General features: G+C 71.3%; 18 protein-coding genes. 10 read left to right on the plus strand and 8 right to left on the minus strand.

Annotated features, from left to right (window positions below):
• The first annotated feature begins 282 nt into the window (after positions 1–282).
• From ACPT94_RS34530 to ACPT94_RS34555, 6 genes are all read left to right on the plus strand, one after another.
• A complete protein-coding gene (locus ACPT94_RS34530; protein ID WP_360334837.1) occupies positions 283–1341 on the plus strand; it encodes a BMP family lipoprotein in 1059 nt (352 codons plus the stop codon).
• A gap of 210 nt (positions 1342–1551) precedes the next feature.
• Positions 1552–3120, plus strand: a complete 1569-nt coding sequence (locus tag ACPT94_RS34535; RefSeq protein ID WP_425247663.1) for an ABC transporter ATP-binding protein — start codon at positions 1552–1554, stop codon at positions 3118–3120.
• Positions 3120–4256 (plus strand): ABC transporter permease, encoded by a 1137-nt coding sequence (locus ACPT94_RS34540; RefSeq protein ID WP_360334831.1) that lies wholly within the window; start codon positions 3120–3122, stop codon positions 4254–4256. The genes ACPT94_RS34535 and ACPT94_RS34540 overlap by 1 nt, the downstream gene beginning before the upstream one ends.
• On the plus strand, positions 4253–5530 hold the full coding sequence (locus ACPT94_RS34545) for an ABC transporter permease (RefSeq protein ID WP_360334828.1): 1278 nt from the start codon (positions 4253–4255) through the stop codon (positions 5528–5530). Before ACPT94_RS34540 ends, ACPT94_RS34545 begins: the two co-directional genes overlap by 4 nt.
• Positions 5527–5925, plus strand: coding sequence for a cytidine deaminase (locus ACPT94_RS34550; RefSeq protein WP_360334825.1), 399 nt, complete (start codon positions 5527–5529; stop codon positions 5923–5925). Before ACPT94_RS34545 ends, ACPT94_RS34550 begins: the two co-directional genes overlap by 4 nt.
• Positions 5926–6037: 112 nt before the next feature.
• Complete coding sequence (locus ACPT94_RS34555; protein ID WP_360334823.1) at positions 6038–7321, plus strand: thymidine phosphorylase; 1284 nt, start codon at positions 6038–6040, stop codon at positions 7319–7321.
• Positions 7322–7352: 31 nt separating this feature from the next.
• Here ACPT94_RS34555 and ACPT94_RS34560 read toward each other — a convergent pair whose 3' ends face one another.
• Together ACPT94_RS34560 and ACPT94_RS34565 are read right to left on the minus strand one after the other, a co-directional pair.
• Positions 7353–8507, minus strand: coding sequence for a GDSL-type esterase/lipase family protein (locus tag ACPT94_RS34560; protein ID WP_425247664.1), 1155 nt, complete (start codon positions 8505–8507; stop codon positions 7353–7355).
• Between the two features lie 235 nt (positions 8508–8742).
• Positions 8743–9348 (minus strand): TetR/AcrR family transcriptional regulator, encoded by a 606-nt coding sequence (locus ACPT94_RS34565; RefSeq protein WP_360334817.1) that lies wholly within the window; start codon positions 9346–9348, stop codon positions 8743–8745.
• Between the two features lie 107 nt (positions 9349–9455).
• Here ACPT94_RS34565 and ACPT94_RS34570 point away from each other — a divergent pair, with 107 nt between their 5' ends.
• Positions 9456–9842, plus strand: a complete 387-nt coding sequence (locus ACPT94_RS34570; RefSeq protein ID WP_360335204.1) for an STAS domain-containing protein — start codon at positions 9456–9458, stop codon at positions 9840–9842.
• On the opposite strand, the gene ACPT94_RS34575 is transcribed toward ACPT94_RS34570, so the two are convergent.
• The 3 genes from ACPT94_RS34575 to ACPT94_RS34585 form a co-directional block, all read right to left on the minus strand.
• The gene (locus ACPT94_RS34575; protein ID WP_425247665.1) at positions 9726–10742 is read right to left on the minus strand and encodes a sigma-70 family RNA polymerase sigma factor; all 1017 of its coding nucleotides are present in this window, start codon (positions 10740–10742) and stop codon (positions 9726–9728) included. The genes ACPT94_RS34570 and ACPT94_RS34575 overlap by 117 nt on opposite strands.
• Positions 10743–10852: 110 nt before the next feature.
• Positions 10853–11977: a DNA polymerase III subunit beta gene (gene dnaN / locus ACPT94_RS34580; protein WP_425247666.1), complete on the minus strand. Its 1125-nt coding sequence runs from the start codon at positions 11975–11977 to the stop codon at positions 10853–10855.
• Positions 11978–12072: 95 nt separating this feature from the next.
• Positions 12073–13350 carry an MFS transporter gene (locus tag ACPT94_RS34585; protein WP_425247667.1) on the minus strand — a complete coding sequence of 426 codons (1278 nt, stop codon included), beginning with the start codon at positions 13348–13350 and terminating at the stop codon, positions 12073–12075.
• 63 nt (positions 13351–13413) lie between these two features.
• Here ACPT94_RS34585 and ACPT94_RS34590 point away from each other — a divergent pair, with 63 nt between their 5' ends.
• Complete coding sequence (locus ACPT94_RS34590; protein ID WP_360334805.1) at positions 13414–14364, plus strand: LysR family transcriptional regulator; 951 nt, start codon at positions 13414–13416, stop codon at positions 14362–14364.
• Between the two features lie 156 nt (positions 14365–14520).
• Here ACPT94_RS34590 and ACPT94_RS34595 read toward each other — a convergent pair whose 3' ends face one another.
• Positions 14521–15282 (minus strand): alpha/beta hydrolase, encoded by a 762-nt coding sequence (locus ACPT94_RS34595; protein ID WP_360334802.1) that lies wholly within the window; start codon positions 15280–15282, stop codon positions 14521–14523.
• A gap of 113 nt (positions 15283–15395) precedes the next feature.
• Here ACPT94_RS34595 and ACPT94_RS34600 point away from each other — a divergent pair, with 113 nt between their 5' ends.
• Positions 15396–16559: an adenosine deaminase gene (locus ACPT94_RS34600; RefSeq protein ID WP_360334799.1), complete on the plus strand. Its 1164-nt coding sequence runs from the start codon at positions 15396–15398 to the stop codon at positions 16557–16559.
• Positions 16560–16694: 135 nt separating this feature from the next.
• The gene (locus ACPT94_RS34605; protein ID WP_360334796.1) at positions 16695–17057 is read left to right on the plus strand and encodes an ATP-binding protein; all 363 of its coding nucleotides are present in this window, start codon (positions 16695–16697) and stop codon (positions 17055–17057) included.
• 94 nt (positions 17058–17151) lie between these two features.
• On the opposite strand, the gene ACPT94_RS34610 is transcribed toward ACPT94_RS34605, so the two are convergent.
• Positions 17152–17355 (minus strand): PspC domain-containing protein, encoded by a 204-nt coding sequence (locus tag ACPT94_RS34610; RefSeq protein WP_360334793.1) that lies wholly within the window; start codon positions 17353–17355, stop codon positions 17152–17154.
• 95 nt (positions 17356–17450) lie between these two features.
• Positions 17451–18002 carry a VanZ family protein gene (locus ACPT94_RS34615; protein WP_425247668.1) on the minus strand — a complete coding sequence of 184 codons (552 nt, stop codon included), beginning with the start codon at positions 18000–18002 and terminating at the stop codon, positions 17451–17453.
• Positions 18003–18103: the final 101 nt, after the last annotated feature.

Raw genomic sequence — 18103 nt, forward strand, 5'->3', positions numbered from 1 at the left:
CCGGCCGGCGGGGGGCGCGCCCCCCCCCCCCCCCCCACCCCGCGGGGGGGGGGGGGGCCCCCCCCGCCCCCCCCCCCGCTTCGACGTTCCGTCACATATCACCCACCGCCACCCTCTCTTCGCACTCGGCAAGCATGTGAGCAGGCTCTCGCTCACGTTGGCCACGGGCGCATAACAAGGTGGACAGAAGGGGTTTTCAGGCAGGTCTACGCGCGTTAATCTGCGGCGAAGCCAGCGCCGTAGCCGAACCGTCCGGCGCTTGTACGACTAGGAGCACCACACATGCGCCGGATTTCCCGGATCACGGTCGCAGGCGCAGCGACCGCCTCCCTGGCCCTCGCTCTCTCCGCCTGCGGCGGCACCTCGACCGAGGCGGCCTCGTCGGGGTCCTCGGACTCGAAGGGCGGCAAGGGCCTCGCCCTCGCGTACGACGTCGGCGGCAAGGGCGACCAGTCCTTCAACGACGCCGCGTTCGCGGGCCTGGAGCAGGCGAAGAAGGAGTTCGGCTACGCGACGGCCGACATCGAGCCCACCGAGGGCGAGACCGACGCCGACAAGACCCAGCGCCTGGTGTCGCTGGCGAAGCAGGGCTACAACCCGGTGATCGGCGTCGGCTACGCGTACGCGTCGGCCGTCAAGGAGGCCGCGGCGAAGTTCCCGAACACCACCTTCGGCATCGTGGACGACTCCACGATCAACGCGAAGAACGTGGCCGACCTGGTCTTCTCCGAGGAGCAGGCGTCCTACCTCGCCGGTGTCGCGGCCGCCAAGAGCACCAAGAGCAACGTCGTCGGCTTCGTCGGCGGCGTGGACATCCCGCTGATCCACAAGTTCCAGGCGGGCTTCGAGCAGGGCGTCAAGGACACCAACCCCAAGGTCAAGGTTCTCTCCCAGTACCTGACCCAGACGGCCGAGGAGGGTGGCTTCTCCAGCCCGGACAAGGGCAAGACGGCCGCCGAGGGCCAGATCGAGAAGAAGGCGGACGTCGTCTACGCCGCCGCCGGTCTGTCCGGTCAGGGCGTGATCGAGGCCGCCGCCGCCAACAAGGTGTGGGCGATCGGCGTCGACTCCGACCAGTACAAGCAGGAAGCCCTCGCCCAGTACAAGGACTTCATCCTCACCTCGGCGATGAAGGACGTTGCCAAGGCGGTGTACAACCTTTCCAAGTCGGTCAAGGACGGTAAGCCGGAGACCGGTATCGTCAGGGGCGATCTGAAGACCGGCGAGGTCGGCCTGTCGAACTCCAACCCGAAGTTCGCGTCCGACGCCGACCTCCAGGCAGCCCTCACGACGGCCAAGGAGAAGATCATCAGCGGCGCGATCAAGGTCAAGAGCAGCTGAGCAACAACACCCTGAGCAGCGTGTAACCGCGGGGTTGCGTCCGCTCGACGGGGTACGGGGAGCCGAGCTCCCCGTACCCCGTTGGTCGCGGTGCGTCGGCCCCTTTGTATGCCGTAGGGGCGCTACGCGCGTAGACGGCCCCCGTCCCCAGGAGAGTGCGCCATCAACGCGTCCAGCAGCCCTCCGGCCGGAGCGGCGGTCAACGGTCAAGTGACCGCCGTCGAACTCGCCGGGATCACCAAGCGTTTCCCGGGTGTCGTGGCCAACCACGACATCCACCTCAGCGTCCGCAAGGGCACCGTCCACGCCCTCGTCGGCGAGAACGGCGCCGGCAAGTCGACGCTGATGAAGATCCTCTACGGCATGCAGAAGCCGGACGAGGGCACCATCGCGATCGACGGCGAGCAGGTCGGCTTCTCGTCGCCGGCCGACGCCATCGCCCGCGGCATCGGCATGGTCCACCAGCACTTCATGCTCGCCGACAACCTCACGGTCCTGGAGAACGTCGTGCTCGGCAGCGAGAAGCTGTACGGCATCGGCGCCAAGGCCCGCCGGAAGATAAAGGAGATCTCCGAGCGCTACGGCCTCGGCGTCGAGCCCGACCGGCTGGTCGAGGAACTCGGCGTCGCCGCCCGCCAGCGCGTGGAGATCCTCAAGGTCCTCTACCGCGGTGCCCGCACGCTGATCCTGGACGAGCCGACCGCCGTCCTCGTGCCGCAGGAGGTGGAGGCGCTCTTCGACAACCTCCGCGAGCTGAAGTCCGAAGGCCTGTCGGTCATCTTCATCTCCCACAAGCTCGGCGAGGTCCTCTCCGTCGCCGACGAGATCACCGTCATCCGCCGCGGTACGACGGTCGGCACGGCCGTCCCCGCCGAGACCACCCCGCGTCAGCTCGCCGAGATGATGGTCGGCAGCGAGCTGCCCACGCCCGAGACGGCCGAGTCCACGGTCACCGACCGCCCGGTCATCACCGTGGACAAGCTGCGCCTGGAGGCGGCCGGCGGCAAGGCCCTCCTCGACGACATCACCTTCACCATCCACGCCGGCGAGGTCCTGGGCATCGCCGGTGTCGAGGGCAACGGCCAGACCGAGCTGGTCGACGCGCTGATCGGCCTCAAGCACGCCGACTCCGGCACGATCACGCTGATCGACGAGGAAATCACCGCCTGGCCCACGCGCAGGCGCCGCGAGCAGGGCATCGGCTACATCCCCGAGGACCGCCACCGCCACGGCCTGCTCCTGGAGGCCCCCCTCTGGGAGAACCGCATCCTCGGCCACGTCACCGAGAAGCCCAACGCCAAGGGCGTCTGGCTGGACCCGAAGGCGGCCCAGGCGGACACCCGCCGCATCGTCGAGGCGTACGACGTCCGCACCCCCGGCATCGACGTCACCGCCGCCTCCCTCTCCGGCGGCAACCAGCAGAAGCTGATCGTCGGCCGCGAGATGAGCCACAAGCCGCGCTTCCTCATCGCCGCCCACCCCACCCGCGGTGTGGACGTCGGCGCGCAGGCCGCGATCTGGGACCACATCCGCGAGGCCCGCCGCGAGGGCCTGGCCGTGCTGCTGATCTCCGCCGACCTGGACGAGCTGATCGGCCTGTCCGACACCCTCCGGGTGATCTACAACGGCCGGCTGGTCGCCGACGCCGACCCTGCCACCATCACCCCGGAGGAGCTCGGCTCCGCCATGACCGGTGCCGCCACCGGACACCTCGAACACGAAGAGACCCCCGAGACCTCGGCCGACGCCCCCGAGTCTCCGGAAGACGAGGCCCGCTGATGAAGAAGTTCGACAAGGAGCGCGTGCTCCTCGCGGTGGCCGGACCGGTCATCGCGCTCGCCGTGGCCTTCGTGCTGAGCGCGATCGTGCTGATCGCCTCGGGCAAGAACCCGGTCGAGCCGTTCACCCTCATGTTCGAGCAGGCGTCGTTCTCCGACATCCAGGTCCTGATCATCAACCAGGCCTCGATGTACTACATCGCGGCGCTCGCGGTGGCCATCGGCTTCCGGATGAACCTGTTCAACATCGGCGTCGACGGCCAGTACCAGCTCGCCGCCATGATGGCCGCCGTCGTCGGCGCCCACATGAACCTGCCGGCCGCGATCCAGATCCCGCTGCTGCTCCTGACCGCCGTCCTCACCGGCGCGTTCTGGGCCGGCATCGCCGGTGTCCTCAAGGTCACCCGCGGCGTCAGCGAGGTCGTCGCCACGATCATGCTCAACGCGATCGCGACCTCCGTCATCGGCTACCTGTGGCTGCCCAGCGTCTTCGGCGTGAAGGTCGGCAACAACAACACCACGGGCGAGATGCACGAGTCCGGCTGGGTGCCCGGCATCGACATGGGCGCGGCCGGTGAGATCTACGGCCTGGTCATCCTGGCCGTGCTGCTCGGCATCGGCTACTGGGTCGTCCTCAACCGCACCCGCTTCGGCTTCGACCTGCGCGCCTCCGGCGCCTCCGAGTCGGCCGCCGCGGCCAGCGGTGTCGACCCCAAGCGGATGGTGCTCACCGCCATGCTGATCTCCGGCGCCATCGCCGGTCTCGCGGGCCTGCCGATCCTGCTCGGCGACACCCACACCTACAGCCTGAACTTCCCCACCGGCATCGGCTTCCTCGGCATCGGCATCGCCCTGCTCGGCCGCAACAGCCCCGTCGGCATAGCCTTCGCCGCCCTGCTGTGGGCCTGGCTCGACAAGGCCTCGCCCGAGCTGGACTTCCACGGCTACGACAAGGAGATCGCGGTCATCATGCAGGGCCTGATCGTCCTCTCCGTCGTCGTCTCCTACGAGGCCGTGCGCGAGTGGGGCCTGCGCCGCCAGCAGCGCCGCGTCGGCGCGGAACTGGCCGCCGGTCACGTCCTCGGCGCCGCCGGCGGCACCAACGCCAAGAACTCGAAGGAGGTGGCCGGCCGATGACCACACCGCAGACCTCAGCGGTCGACGTCAACCAGCCCACGCTGCAGCCCGCGGCGCCGACCGGCCGCCGCCTGTCGTGGCCCGTCCTGCTGCTGGTCATCGCCGGAGCCCTGGCGCTGACCTCGATCGTCCGCATCATCACCGGCGCGGACGGCATCACCAACGTCAGCCAGATGTCCACCGCGCTCCAGCTGGCCGTGCCGATCGGACTCGCCGGTCTCGGCGGTCTGTGGGCCGAGCGCGCGGGTGTCGTCAACATCGGCCTCGAGGGCATGATGATCCTCGGCACCTGGTTCGGCGCCTGGGCCGGATTCCAGTGGGGCCCGTGGACCGGTGTCCTGGTCGGCATCGTCGGCGGGGCGGTCGGCGGTCTGCTGCACGCCTTCGTCACCATCACGTTCAACGTCAACCACATCGTCTCCGGTGTGGCCATCAACATCCTCGCCCTCGGCGCCACCCGCTACCTCGCCCCCCTCGCCTTCGAGGGCCACGCGGGCGGCTCCGCCAAGCAGTCCCCGGCGGTCGAGTCCCTCGGCAACTTCACGGTGCCGGGTCTGTCCGACGCCCTCCGCGACCTCAACGCCAAGGGCTGGTTCTTCGTCTCGGACATCGCGGGCCTGCTCGGCGGCCTGGTCACCAACGTCTCCTGGCTGACCCTGATCGCCGTCGCGCTGGTCCCCGCCACCTGGTGGATCCTGTGGCGCACCGCGTTCGGCCTGCGCCTGCGCTCCTGCGGCGAGAACCCGGTCGCGGCCGAGTCCCTCGGCGTCAACGTCTACAAGTACAAGTACCTGGCTGTGATCATCTCCGGCGGTCTGGCCGGCCTCGGCGGGGCCTTCCTGTCCATCGTGGCCAACCCCTTCTATCTGGAGGGCCAGGTCAGCGGCCGCGGCTACATCGGTCTCGCCGCGATGATCTTCGGCAACTGGATGCCGGGCGGACTCGCCATCGGCGCCGGCCTCTTCGGCTACACCGACAGCCTCAACCTGCGCGGCGGCTCGGCGAACGTCCACGCGCTGCTGCTGCTCGGCGCGCTGCTGCTGGTCATCGGCGCGATCTGGCTGGCCGTCCGCAAGAAGTACCTCCAGGCCGTGATCACCCTGGTCGTCGGCGCGCTGGTGTGGGCCTGGTACGCCGGCACCAACGAGGTCCCCAACCAGGTCGTCGCCGCCACGCCGTACGTCATCACGCTGATCGTGCTCGCCCTGTCGGCGCAACGGCTGCGGATGCCGAAGGCGGACGGCCTGCCGTACCGGAAGGGACAGGGCAAGTGACCCCGGCCGCCACCGTCGACTGGGACGCCCTGCGCGAGGCGGCCCGGGAGGCCATGAGCCACGCGTACGCCCCGTACTCGGGCTACCCGGTCGGGGTCGCGGCCCTCGTCGACGACGGCCGTACGGTCTCCGGCTGCAACGTCGAGAACGCCTCCTACGGGCTCGGCCTGTGCGCCGAGTGCGGGCTGGTCTCGGAGCTGCAGCGCACCGGCGGCGGCCGCCTCACCCACTTCACGTGCGTGGACGGCCGCGGCGAGATCCTCGTCCCGTGCGGCCGCTGCCGGCAGCTGCTGTACGAGTTCGGCGGCCCCGAGTTGCTGCTGGAGACGCCGGCGGGGATCCTGCCGCTGGCGGAGATGCTTCCGCAGGCCTTCGGCCCCGACCACCTCAAGTGACTCCCGTGCGGCCCCTCTGACCCCCGCAGAGGGGCCGCCCACGTGCCGCGGCCCGCACAGGCCTCGGCACCGACTTCCGCACCACGACTTCTGCACCACCGGAAGGAACGCCATGGCCATGGACGCCATCTCCGTCATCCGCACCAAGCGCGACCGCGGCGAGCTCAGCGACGAGCAGATCGACTGGGTCATCGACGCGTACACCCGCGGTGAGGTCGCGGACGAGCAGATGTCGGCCCTCGCCATGGCGATCCTGCTCAACGGCATGAACCGCCGCGAGATCGCCCGCTGGACGGCCGCGATGATCGCCTCCGGCGAGCGCATGGACTTCTCGTCCCTGTCCCGCCCGACCGCCGACAAGCACTCCACCGGCGGCGTCGGCGACAAGATCACCCTCCCGCTGGCCCCGCTGGTCGCCGCCTGCGGCGCGGCCGTCCCGCAGCTCTCCGGCCGCGGCCTCGGCCACACCGGCGGCACCCTCGACAAGCTGGAGTCCATCCCCGGCTGGCGCGCCCTGCTCTCCAACGAGGAGATGCTGTCCGTCCTGAACGGGACGGGTGCGGTGATATGCGCGGCCGGCGACGGGCTGGCCCCGGCCGACAAGAAGCTGTACGCCCTGCGGGACGTCACCGGCACCGTCGAGGCGATCCCGCTGATCGCGTCCTCGATCATGTCCAAGAAGATCGCCGAGGGCACCGGGTCGCTGGTGCTGGACGTGAAGGTCGGCACCGGCGCCTTCATGAAGACGCTGGAGGACGCCCGGGAGCTGGCGTCGACCATGGTGGGTCTCGGCACCGACCACGGCGTCAGGACGGTCGCCCTGCTCACGGACATGTCGACCCCGCTGGGCCTGACCGCGGGCAACGCCCTCGAGGTCCGCGAGTCGGTCGAGGTCCTCGCGGGCGGCGGCCCGTCCGACGTGGTGGAACTGACCGTCGCCCTGGCCCGCGAGATGCTCGACGCGGCCGGCGTGTGGGACGCCGACCCGGCGAAGGCACTCGCCAACGGCTCCGCGATGGACGTCTGGCGCCGCATGATCGCGGCCCAGGGCGGCGACCCCGACGCGCCGCTGCCCACGTCGAAGGAGCAGCACGTGGTGAAGGCCCCGTCGTCGGGCGTCCTGACCCGTCTCGACGCCTACGACATCGGCGTCGCCGCCTGGCGCCTGGGTGCGGGCCGCGCCCGCAAGGAGGACCCGGTGCAGGCGGGCGCCGGCGTCGAGCTGCACGCCAAGCCCGGCGACACGGTGACCGAGGGCCAGCCCCTGCTGACCCTCCACACCGACACCCCCGAGCGCTTCGACTACGCCCTGCAGTCCGTGGAGGGCTCGTACGACATCGCCGCGCCGGGTACGGCGTACTCGGCGTCGCCGGTGGTGCTGGAGCGCATCTCCTGAGCCGGAGCCGTCGTGAGCCGGGCCGGCTCGGCTACCGGAAGGCGCCGCCCTCGCCGAAGGCCAGCTCGGCGAAGCGTTCGCCCATGCGGCGGTGGGTGGTGGCGTCCGGGTGGAGCTGGTCGGGGAGGGGCAGCTCCGCCGCGTCGGTCTCGCCGTAGAGGCCGCGGCCGTCGAGGTAGTGGAGGTTCGGGTCGTCGGCCGCGCGCCGGTCGACGATCCGGGCCAGCTCCTCGCGTATGACGCCCAGGGTCAGCTTGCCGCTCGCGACCTCCGCCGGGTCGCCCATGGCCACGAACCGGAGCTGCCCGGTGCCGAGGTCGCTGAAGTCCGGGGCGCTGGGGCCGGGCGTGTCCTCGTGCATGGGGCAGAGGATCGGGGAGACGACCAGCAGCGGTGTCGTCGGATGGCCCTCGCGGATCGTGTCCAGGAAGCCGTGGACGGCGGGGCCGAAGGCGCGCAGACGCATCAGGTCGGTGTTGACCAGGTTGATGCCGATCTTGACGCTGATCAGGTCGGCGGGGGTGTCCCGGAGCGCGCGGGCGGTGAACGGGTCGAGCAGGGCGCTGCCGCCCAGGCCGAGGTTGATCAGCTCCACGCCGCCCAGCGAGGCGGCGAGGGCGGGCCAGATGCCGGTGGGGCTCGCCGCGTCGGAGCCGTGGCTGATCGAGCTGCCGTGGTGCAGCCAGACCCTGCGGTCCGAGGCCGGTGCGGCCTCCACGGGGGCGTCGGTGCGCAGGGCCACGAGTACGGTGGTCTCGTTGTGCGGGAGCCAGATCTCCATGTCCTTGCTGCCCTCGGGCAGATCGGTGAAGCGGAGCGTGCCGGGCCGGCCCGGGCGGTGCTCGAAGGTGCCGGTGGTCATGTCGATGGTGATCGTGTTGCCGCCCGTGACGCTCGCCCGGGCGGTCAGGCGGCCGTTGACCAGCAGGTCGTAGACGCCGTCCGGGCGGGGTGGGGCGCCCACGTAGACGCGCTTGGTGGGCAGCGTGTCCAGTTCGAGGGTGGTGGCCCGGGTGCGGAAGACCAGGCGTACGCCGGAGGGCTGGGCCTCCGCCATGGCGAGCTGGGCGTCGCCGCACTGGGCGCGGGCGGCTGCCGGCAGGCGGTGCGGGAGGAGACCCTGCTCGGTGCGCTCCACTTCGAGGGCGCCGCGCAGGAGGTCGGGGGTGAGGGGCGTGGTGATCATGAGGGCAACCTGGTGGTCGGGGTTCTGGGCTGAGGTGGTGCCGCCGGACCGGGGCCGCGGTGGTGCGCCGACCCCGTCACGGGTGGGGCGTACGGCTGCCTGCCGCCACCGTCCGGGTCGGCTGCGAGGAGCTGGTGCCTGGCCGGCGGATCAAGTCGCAGGGAACCGGCGGTGACTCATCGCCGCAGAGGGGCGTGCAAGCCCCGCTTCTGCGGCATGATCCGCCGGACAGGCCCTAAGAGGCGGGCGCTGACGCGCCACCGCGGCCCGCTGCCGTCGTGGGCCAGTTCCGCAGTGTTGCGTCGAGGGCGTCCAGGATGCGGGTCCAGGACTCCTGGGAGTCGGGGGCGCTGTGGCTGAAGCCGCCGGCCAGTTCGAGGCTGACGTAGCCGTGGAAGACGCTGCCCAGGAGGCGGACCGCGTGGGTCTGGTCCGGTTCCGTGAGGTCGTAGCCGCGCAGGATCGCCCGGGTCATCGTGGAGTGGCGGGCGCCCGCGCCGGCCGCGGCTGCTTCCGGCTCAAGTCTGAACTGGGCCGCGGCGTAGCGGCCGGGGTGTTCGCGGGCGTAGTCGCGGTACACGTTCGCCAGGGCGGTCAGGGCGTCCTTGCCCGCTCGGCCGGCCAGTGCGGCCGAGCCGCGGTCGGCCAGCTCCTCCAGGGCGAGCAGGGCGATCTTCGTTTTGAGGTCCTGGGAGTTCCTGACGTGCGAGTAGAGGCTCGCGACCTTGACGTCGAAGCGCCGGGCGAGCGCCGAGACGGTCACCTGGTCGAAGCCGACCTCGTCGGCCAGTTCCGCCCCTGCCCGGGCGAGACGTTCCGGGGTCAGACCTGCGCGCGCCATCGGGTGTCCTTGCGTTCTGGGTGTCTTGTAGGTGCTCCTTCGAGGGGAGTATGCATTTGCCTAAAGGCTTTAGGCAAATGGGAGCGCTGGTTAGGGGCTTGCTGACGATGAGTTGTGCGGGTGGGCGCGGTCTACCGTTCGTGGACGCGACGACACCCCCCGTACTTGCCCTGGCCGGTCCCGTCACCCGTGACCAGGTGGCGGGACTCTGCGACGACGTACGGGAACTGCTGGAGAGAAACGGGACGCGGGTCGTGGTGTGCGACGTCGCCGGACTCGGGCCACCGGGGCTGGTGTCCGTCGACCTGCTGGCCCGGCTTCAGCTGGCGGCCCGCCGGGGCGGGGGACGCATCCGGCTGCGCGACCCCGATCCCGCGCTACTTGCCCTGCTCGACCTGGTCGGGCTCCGCTTCGAGGTGGAGGGGGAGGCCGAAGAGAGGGAACCAGCGCTTGGTGTCGAGGAAGAAGTGGAAGCCGGTGAGGCGGCCGTCTGAGATCTCCAGGACCTGGATCGCCCACGGCGCGAACCCGCCCGCCTCGGGGTCCGGCTTGTACTGGGCGAAGCCCGGCAGGCCGTTGACCTGGACCGGCAGCAGCCGCGAGCCCGCGCAGGCCGAGCCGAGCGTGGTCATGAAGCCCGTGATGTCGTCATGGCCGGTCAGCCACAGGTCGAACGGCGGCATCGTCATGACCGCGTCCTCGTGGAGGAGGGCCGTCAGCGCCGTCATGTCATAGCCCTCGAAGGCGGCCACATAGCGCTCCAGGAGCTTTTGCTGCTCCTCGTCCAGCGGGTTCGACACGGCCGCTCCGGCCGCCTTGTCCTGCTGCTCGGCGAGGGTCGCGCGGGCCCGCTGGAGCGCGCTGTTGACCGAGGCGACCGAGGTGCCCAGCAGTTCGGCCACCTCGCTCGCCTTCCACGCCAGCACCTCGCGCAGGATGAGCACCGCCCGCTGCTTGGGCGGCAGTTGCTGGAGGGCGGCCATGAAGGCGAGGCGCACGGACTCCTTGGCGACGGCCGCCTCGGCCGGGTCCTCGACGGTCGGCAGCACGCGTGTGTCCGGCATCGGTTCCAGCCAGGTGTTGTCGGGACGTGGGGACAGGGCCGCCCGGGCGAGCGGCGTGGACTCCGAGAGGTCCATCGGGCGGGCGCGCTTGTTGCCCGCCGTCAGCATGTCCAGGCACACGTTCGTCGCGATGCGGTAGAGCCACGAGCGCAGGCTGGAGCGGCCCTCGAACTTGTCGTAGCTCCGCCAGGCGCGCACCAGCGTGTCCTGCACCGCGTCCTCGGCCTCGAAGGAGGAACCGAGCATCCGGTAGCAGTACCCCGTCAGCTCGACCCGGTGCCTCTCCAGCCTGGCGTCCAGGTCGTCCATCGTCGCCGTACCGTCGGTCATCGTCGTCCACCCGCTCCTGTGGCCGGTCTGTCACGCGCCTGTGCGCCCAGTACCTCGGAAGCTACCGCAGGCCACTGACAACGGCCCGCCGAGTCGCCGAAAAGCGCAGGTCAGACCAGCTGCTTCACGGACATGAGGAGGTGCCGGTGGGCCTCGGGCGCGTCCGCCGCGCCCAGCAGCGCCCGCTGGCCCGTGCCCAGCAGCTCCAGCCGCAGTCCCGTCGCCTCGAAGGAGGCCAGCGCGTCCAGCAGATACGCCGGGTTGAAGGCCACCGTGACCTCCTCGGCGCCGCTCAGCACGGCGGGCAGCCGCTGCGCCGCCACGTCGTCGCCGTACCCGGCCCGCAGCAGGACGGAGTCCGCCGAGAAGTCCAGCCGCACCGGACTGTTCGCCTCCGCCACCACCGCCACCCGCCGTACGGCCTCCGTCAGCGCCTCGCACTCCACCTCGGCGACCGACGCCCCCGTCATGTCGAACAGCTTCCCGTACCCCGGCAGCCGCCCGTCCAGCTGCCGTACGACCGACCGCATCCGCCCGCCCTCGAAACCGACGGGACCGCCGCCGCCCGGGCCGTGGTCCAGGCCGATCCGCACCGTTGCGCAGCGCGCCAGCGACCGCGCCACGTCGAGCAGGCGGCGGGCGGGCAGCAGGGATACCACGTCCTCGCCGGTCTCCGCCGCGGTCTGCGGCTTCCACTCCAGCCGCCGCACCGCGAACCGGTACCGGTCCGACGCCGACAGGGTCATCTCGTCACCGGTCAGGCGGAGTTGCACACCCGTCAGTACCGGGAGGGTGTCGTCGCGGCCCGCCGCCACCGCGACCTGGGCGACGGCCGTGGCGAACGCGGCCGCGTCCACGGTGCCGTACGCCTCCGGGGGCGCGGGCGGGGTGGGGTACTCCTCGCGCGGCAGGGTCGACAGGCCGAAGCTCGTGCCGCCCGCCTCGACCGTGAAGCGGGATCCGTCCACGGCACAGCTCACCGGGCCGTCCGGCAGCACCTTGCAGATGTCCAGCAGCCGGCGCCCGAGGACGAGCACCCGCCCGTCCGCCGTCACCTCGGCGTCCGTCTCGATCCGCGCCGCAGTCTCGAAGTCGAACCCCGACACGCTCAGCCGCCCCGCCGACACCTCCAGCAGCAGTCCGCCCAGCACCGGGACCGGCGTCCGCGCGGGCAGGGCGCGGGCCGCCCACGCCACCGCCTCGACGAGATCACCGCGGTCGACCCTGAACTCCATGAACGAACCCCCTGCTCGCACCAGCTGCCACCGCCGAAGCTAGCGGCGATCACTGACAACCGGTTCTGAGCAGGGGGAATCGCGGCGGGGGAGCCTCAGTGCGCGGCCACCGGTCCCCGCCGGGCCGCGAGGCGCGCCGCCCGCGTCCCGAACACCGTGATCGTCACAACGCCCAGCACCGCCAGGACACCCACGCCGACCGTGCCGGCCCAGCCGCCCGCGTGGAAGGCCGTCGCGCCGACCGTGCTGCCCGCGCTGGAGCCGATGTAGTACGCGGACTGGTACAGCGCGGAGGCCTGCGCCCGGCCGGTCGTCGCCGTCTTGCTGACCGCCGAGGACGCCACCGCGTGACCCGCGAAGAAGCCCGCCGTGATCAGGACCAGGCCCAGCAGGACCAGGGGCAGGGAGTCGGCGAGGGAGAGCAGCAGACCCGTCGCCGTGGTGCCGCCCGCCAGGTACAGGGCCCCGCGCCGGCCCAGGCGGCCGACCAGCCGGCCCGCCGTGGACGCCGACACCGTCCCCACCAGGTACACCAGGAAGATCGAGCCGACGATGCCCTGCGGGAGGGAGAACGGCTCCTCCGTGAGGCGGTAGCCGATGACCGTGTACACGCCGCCGAAGACGGTCATGAACAGCGCGCCGATCGCGTACAGGCGGCACAGCAGCGGGTTGGCGAGGTGGTCGCGGACGGTGCGGGCCAGGACGCGGGGGCGCAGCGAGCCCGGCGCGAAGTGCTTCGGGGCCGGCAGCAGCAGACGGAAGGCCACCGCGCACGCCACCGCGACCGCGCCGATCACCCCGAGGGCGACCCGCCAGCCCCACTCCTGCGCGACCCAGCCGGTGATCACCCGGCCGCTCATCCCGCCGACGCTGTTGCCCGCCACGAACAGGCCGATCGCCGTGACCAGGGCGCGCGGACGGACCTCCTCGGCGAGATAGGCGGTGGCGGAGGCGGGCAGCCCGGCCAGGGCCGCGCCCTGCACCCCCCGCAGCACGACCAGCCAGCCCAGGGAGGGGGCGAAGGGGACCAGCACGCCGACGCCCACCGCGACGGCCAGCGATGCCGTCATCACCGTACGGCGGCCGTAGCGCTCCGACAGGGCGCTCATCGGCAGGACGAACAACGCCAGTCCGCCGGTCGCCGCCGCGACCGTCCAGCTCGCCTCGCTCGCCGCGACCCCGAACTCGCCGGAGATCAGCGGCAGCAGCGCCTGCGTGGAGTACAGCAGGGCGAAGGTCGCCACGCCGGCCAGGAAGAGGGCGAAGCTCATCCGGCGGTAGCCGGGGCCGCCCGGGGCCATACGGGAGTCGGAGGAGGGAACGGACGTGACGGCGCCCACGGTGGTGGACGCCCCGGTACTGGCGGGAGACATGCCTCGAACCTACGGACGCCTCCGCTGTTCCGTCCAATGCATGGAATCGCCATAATCGTTCCCATGGTGCATCAGCAGAGGTCACAGGAGCGCCTGTCACCGTCCAGTGACACAGAAGACATCGTCACACTGCTCGCCCCGCGGCTCGCGTACTTCGCCGGCGTCGCCCGCACCGAGCACGTCACACGGGCCGCGCAGGAGATGCGGGTCCCGCAGTCCACGCTGTCCCGGGCGATGGTCCGCCTGGAGCAGGACCTCGGCGTCGACCTCTTCGCCCGCCGCGGCCGGACCGTCTCCCTCACCCCCGCCGGACGCACCTTCCTCACCTCCGTCGAACGCGCCCTCGCGGAGATCGGGAAGGCCGCCGACGAGGTGCGCGCCGACGCCGACGCCGCCACCGGCAAGGTCGCCTTCGGCTTCCTGCACACCATGGGCGCCGAGACCGTCCCCGGCCTGATCCACGCCTTCCGCGCCGACCACCCCCGCGTCCGCTTCAGCCTCGTCCAGAACTACGGCGAGGCGATGATCGAACGCCTGCGGGCGGGCGAACTCGACCTCTGTCTGACCTCGCCCGTCCCGGACGCCCCCGACCTCGTCGCCCGCCGCCTCGACGAACAGAAACTCCGCCTGGTCGTCCCCGCCGACCACCGCCTCGCCTCCCGCAGACGCGTCCGTCTCGCCGAGGCCGCCGACGAGACCTTCGTGACCCTGGAGCCGGGCTACGGCATGCGCCGCATCACCGACGACCTCTGCCAGGAGGCCGGCTTCAAGCCCCGCATCGCCTTCGAGGGCGAGGAGGCGGAAACCCTGAGGGGCCTGGTGGCAGCAGGCCTGGGCGTGGCCCTGCTCCCCCCGCCCGCCGTGCCCCGCCCGGGCGTGGTGGAACTGACGGTCACGGCTCCAAGAGCGGTACGAGAGATCGGCGTGGCCTGGCTGGACGGCCACCCGGACACACCCCCGGTCGCCGCCTTCAAGAAGTTCCTGCTGTCGAGAAGAGGGAATCTGCTGGCGTGAAGGACCGGGGGTGTCGGCCGACGTGAAGAGGGGGCTTGCCGCCGACGCGAGGGCAGCCCACCCAGGGGCGCGGGGCTGCATCGGTATGCGGCTCCGCCGCGCGGGCGCGACCAGCCGCGACGAACCCGCACCTCGAAGAAGACAGCCCCAACGGCGCTACCGCCTCAACGACTTACCGAACCCCGCAGCCAACGGCATCCTCAACCCCAGCGGCGGCGGAGCCTCCATCGCGTCATGCACAGGCCGCGAGAACCCCCGCCCGAACAACACCCCCACCACGAAGTCCTCCGCAAGACAGAGAACTTCCTCCCGGTACTGATGCAACCCGTGCCCGTCCGAGTGGACCTCGAACCGGCACACCTCCCGGTTCACCTTCTTCGCCCGCGCCGCCAGCCGGAACGACAACTCGGGATCGGTCCGCTCGTCGTTCGTGCCGTGCACGATCATCACCCGCCGCCCCACCAGCTGCTTCACCGGTTCGAGTGGCGCCGCCACATCCTCCTCCGGCAGCCAGGGGGCGATCGCCAGCACCGAGTTGACGGCCTCGTGCCCACCCGCGTGCAGCGCGGCCCGCCCGCCCATGTCGACGCCCGCCAGACACACGGGGACGTCACCGTAGCGCCGTACGGCCTCGTCGGCGGCCCAGGCCGCGTCGGCGGCGAGATGGGCCTCGCTGCCGTTCCAGCCGCGGAAGCGGTAGTGCACGACGTGGACGGCCAGCCCCTCCCGCCGTCCCGCCCGCGCGAGTTTGCGCCCGAGGGCGCGGACCGGGCCGCCCGTCCACAGCGGCGAGGGTCTGCGGTCGGAGACCTCGTCACCGCCCGGGAGCAGCAGCACCACCCCGCTCACCGTCTCCGGCTCGGGGCCGACCACCTTTCCCAGCCTGGCCGCCCGCACCGGTGTCGCTTGCTGTCCCATGACAGAACAGTGTCAGAAGAGGCGGTGTACTCCACCCGTCCGTGCGGTCACCGTTACATATCGACGGAGTTGTACACCCGGTGATCTACGCGCGTAGGAGTTAGAGTGCGAAAATGACGAGCCAGAGCATCCAGAAGGGCGTCACCCCGAGCTCGGACCAGATCCGCCGGGCGCCCAAGGTTCTGCTGCACGACCACCTCGACGGCGGGCTGCGCCCCGGCACGATCGTCGACCTCGCCCGGGACGCCGGGTACTCCCGCCTCCCCGAGACCGACCCCGCCAGGCTCGGCGTCTGGTTCCGGGAGGCCGCCGACTCCGGGTCCCTGGAACGGTACTTGGAGACCTTCTCGCACACCGTCGGCGTCATGCAGACGCGCGACGCGCTCGTACGGGTCGCCCGCGAGTGCGCCGAGGACCTCGCCGAGGACGGTGTCGTCTACGCCGAGGTCCGGTACGCGCCCGAGCAGCACCTGGAGGGCGGCCTGAGCCTCGAGGAGGTCGTCGAGGCCGTCAACCAGGGCTTCCGGGAAGGGGAGCGGCTCGCCCGGGCGAACGGCCACCGCATCCGCGTCGGCGCCCTGCTCACCGCCATGCGGCACGCCGCCCGCGCCCTGGAGATCGCCGAACTCGCCAACCGCTACCGGGACCTGGGCGTCGTCGGCTTCGACATCGCGGGCGCGGAGGCCGGTTACCCGCCCACCCGGCATCTCGACGCCTTCGAGTACCTCAAGCGCGAGAACAACCACTTCACCATCCACGCCGGCGAGGCCTTCGGGCTGCCGTCCATCTGGCAGGCCCTGCAGTGGTGCGGCGCCGACCGGCTCGGCCACGGTGTGCGCATCATCGACGACATCGAGGTCGCCGAGGACGGCACGGTGAAGCTCGGACGGCTCGCCTCCTACGTCCGCGACAAGCGCATCCCGCTCGAACTGTGCCCCAGCTCCAACCTGCAGACCGGGGCCGCCGCCTCCTACGCCGAGCACCCGATCGGGCTCCTGCGCCGGCTTCACTTCCGCGCCACCGTCAACACGGACAATCGTCTGATGTCCGGTACGAGCATGAGCCGGGAATTCGAGCACCTTGTCGACGCATTCGGTTACACGCTCGATGATCTCGCATGGTTCTCAGTCAATGCTATGAAGTCAGCATTCATTCCTTTCGATGAACGGCTGGCCATGATCAATGACGTGATCAAGCCCGGCTATGCCGAGCTGAAGTCCGAATGGCTGTTCCAGCAGACCGCTTCCACCAGCGGCTCTGTGAGCGAAGAGGGCTGAGCGCGGCCTGTTTCGGGAATCCGAACACGGGCTGACCTTCACCGTCCGTCCGCATTTCGGTGTTTGCGGAGGGTGCCTGTCCGTGTTTACGGTCGGGCACCGCTTAAGTTTCCCGTATTCGAGGACGCATTCAACATGAAGCAGTCTGCTGCCAAGACCCTCGGTGTCGCCGCTCTCGGTGCCGCCTTCGCCGCCGCCGGTGCGGGTGCCGCCAACGCCGCCGCGCCCCTCCCCGACGCCCCCCAGGTGCTCCATGGCGTCCAGGCGTTCCCGGGGCAGAACGGCGCCGGGAGCGAGGTGACGGGGGGTGCCGGTCAGGTGCTGGACCAGGCCCAGCCGGCGCTCGCCGAGGGCCTGACCGCCACGCAGCCCGTTTCCGAGGGTCTGGCCCTCTCCGAGGACCAGGCCAAGCCGGTCGCCGGTCTGATCGGCGGCCTGCCGGTCGGCCAGGGCCTGCCCACGCAGGGTGTGTCGGCCAACGGGACCCCGCTGGGCTGAGGCGCCTTCTCCACACACGCCGTTGGGGCGCACCTGGGTGAATCCAGGTGCGCCCCAACGGCTTTGCCGTGCGTGCTCACCAGGCCGTGCGTGCTCACCAGGCCGTGCGTGCCTTGTCCTCGGACGGCAGGAAGATCCACAGCGCGATGTAGAGCAGGAACTGCGGGCCCGGCAGCAGGCAGGACAGCAGGAAGATCACACGCATCGTCGTCGGGGACATGTGGAAGCGGCGGGCCAGCGCGGCGCACACTCCGCCGATCATGCGGCCGTGGGTGGGGCGGGCGAGGCTGCTGGACATCTGCGGCTCCTTCGTGAGCGTAGGTCCGAGGCGGCCTCCGGTGGCTGCCTCGTCTGTCTTCCACGCTAAGGAGACGAAGGGGGCGAAACGTCGCTCTACGGGGCGATCCCGACCCTGGGAATCGTCGGGGTACGACCCTGAGCCGGCTCGTCCTGGCGGGCCGCGGGGCGGTCGCGGAGCTCGGTGCGATGGCGGAGCCAGGCGCGGGTGGCCGGGACGACCGCGGCGTGCGCGAGGGCGACGCCCGCGGTGTTCAGGAGGAGGGTGTCGATGTCCACGACCCGGCCGGGGACTCCGGTCTGCAGGAGTTCGATGGCCAGGGAGAGCAGGGCGCCTGCCGTGACCGTGCGGATCAGGGAGGCGAGGGGGGAGGCGTGCAGTCTGCCGTGGACCAGCGGGAGCAGGACGCCGAGGGGGGTGAGAAGGGCGAGGCCCTCGCCTATGCGGCGGGCCGCCTCCGGCCAGCCCAACTGGAGGTCGGCGCGGATGCCGGCGAACGGGTGGAGGTTGGTGGGCATCACCCAGGGGACGTGCAGGGGGCGCAGTGTGAACCAGGCGACGAACATGAGGTGTGCGACCAGGAGGACACTCCCGGTCGCACGGATGCGGATCGCGGCGCTGCCGCCGATGGAGCCTTGACGCTGCACGTCCCCCTAGACGCGGGGGGCGGTCGGATCGGTTCCGGGGGGTGGGGGGAGGTGTGCGCCACACCTCCGGTGGGGTGCGGGTGGGGGTGGTTGCTGCCGGG

Origin of the sequence: Streptomyces aurantiaciflavus (assembly GCF_049808595.1) — a bacterium.
In the GTDB taxonomy this organism is placed as follows: domain Bacteria; phylum Actinomycetota; class Actinomycetes; order Streptomycetales; family Streptomycetaceae; genus Streptomyces.

Excerpts from the sequence above, each read along its gene's own strand:
- ACPT94_RS34610 (WP_360334793.1), bottom strand. The coding sequence starts at position 17,355 with ATGTCCAGCAGCCTCGCCCGCCCCACCCACGGCCGCATGATCGGCGGA.
- ACPT94_RS34540 (WP_360334831.1), top strand. The coding sequence starts at position 3,120 with ATGAAGAAGTTCGACAAGGAGCGCGTGCTCCTCGCGGTGGCCGGACCG.
- ACPT94_RS34575 (WP_425247665.1), bottom strand. The coding sequence starts at position 10,742 with ATGACCGACGGTACGGCGACGATGGACGACCTGGACGCCAGGCTGGAG.
- dnaN (WP_425247666.1), bottom strand. The coding sequence starts at position 11,977 with ATGGAGTTCAGGGTCGACCGCGGTGATCTCGTCGAGGCGGTGGCGTGG.
- ACPT94_RS34545 (WP_360334828.1), top strand. The coding sequence starts at position 4,253 with ATGACCACACCGCAGACCTCAGCGGTCGACGTCAACCAGCCCACGCTG.
- ACPT94_RS34590 (WP_360334805.1), top strand. The coding sequence starts at position 13,414 with ATGGTGCATCAGCAGAGGTCACAGGAGCGCCTGTCACCGTCCAGTGAC.
- ACPT94_RS34560 (WP_425247664.1), bottom strand. The coding sequence starts at position 8,507 with ATGATCACCACGCCCCTCACCCCCGACCTCCTGCGCGGCGCCCTCGAA.
- ACPT94_RS34600 (WP_360334799.1), top strand. The coding sequence starts at position 15,396 with ATGACGAGCCAGAGCATCCAGAAGGGCGTCACCCCGAGCTCGGACCAG.
- ACPT94_RS34595 (WP_360334802.1), bottom strand. The coding sequence starts at position 15,282 with ATGGGACAGCAAGCGACACCGGTGCGGGCGGCCAGGCTGGGAAAGGTG.
- ACPT94_RS34555 (WP_360334823.1), top strand. The coding sequence starts at position 6,038 with ATGGCCATGGACGCCATCTCCGTCATCCGCACCAAGCGCGACCGCGGC.
- ACPT94_RS34570 (WP_360335204.1), top strand. The coding sequence starts at position 9,456 with ATGAGTTGTGCGGGTGGGCGCGGTCTACCGTTCGTGGACGCGACGACA.
- ACPT94_RS34585 (WP_425247667.1), bottom strand. The coding sequence starts at position 13,350 with ATGTCTCCCGCCAGTACCGGGGCGTCCACCACCGTGGGCGCCGTCACG.
- ACPT94_RS34530 (WP_360334837.1), top strand. The coding sequence starts at position 283 with ATGCGCCGGATTTCCCGGATCACGGTCGCAGGCGCAGCGACCGCCTCC.
- ACPT94_RS34565 (WP_360334817.1), bottom strand. The coding sequence starts at position 9,348 with ATGGCGCGCGCAGGTCTGACCCCGGAACGTCTCGCCCGGGCAGGGGCG.
- ACPT94_RS34605 (WP_360334796.1), top strand. The coding sequence starts at position 16,695 with ATGAAGCAGTCTGCTGCCAAGACCCTCGGTGTCGCCGCTCTCGGTGCC.